Raw genomic sequence first — 276 nt, 5'->3', positions numbered from 1 at the left:
GCGCCGATGCTGGAAAAAGTGATGCCTTCGGTGGTCAGTATCAGCGTTGAAGGCAGCACCACGGTGAAAACGCCGCGTCTGCCGCAGCAGTTTCAGCAGTTCTTTGGCGATAATTCCCCCTTCTGTCAGGAGGGATCGCCTTTCCTGAGTTCGCCGATGTGCCAGGGCGGCGCGGGTGGTGGTGGCAATACCCAGCAGGAAAAATTCCGCGCGCTGGGTTCCGGCGTCATCATCAACGCTGAAAAAGGCTACGTGGTGACAAATAACCACGTCGTT

At 57.2% G+C, this 276-nt stretch carries 1 pseudogene; it reads left to right on the top strand.

Annotation, left to right across the window (positions count from 1 at the left end):
• Nucleotides 1-276: pseudogene (locus B3797_RS00080) on the top strand (serine endoprotease); the annotation flags it as partial.

Origin of the sequence: Pantoea sp. UBA5923, assembly GCF_002431095.1 — a bacterium.
GTDB classification, from domain to species: domain Bacteria; phylum Pseudomonadota; class Gammaproteobacteria; order Enterobacterales; family Enterobacteriaceae; genus Pantoea; species Pantoea piersonii.
This window is presented reverse-complemented; position numbering and strand designations above follow the sequence as displayed.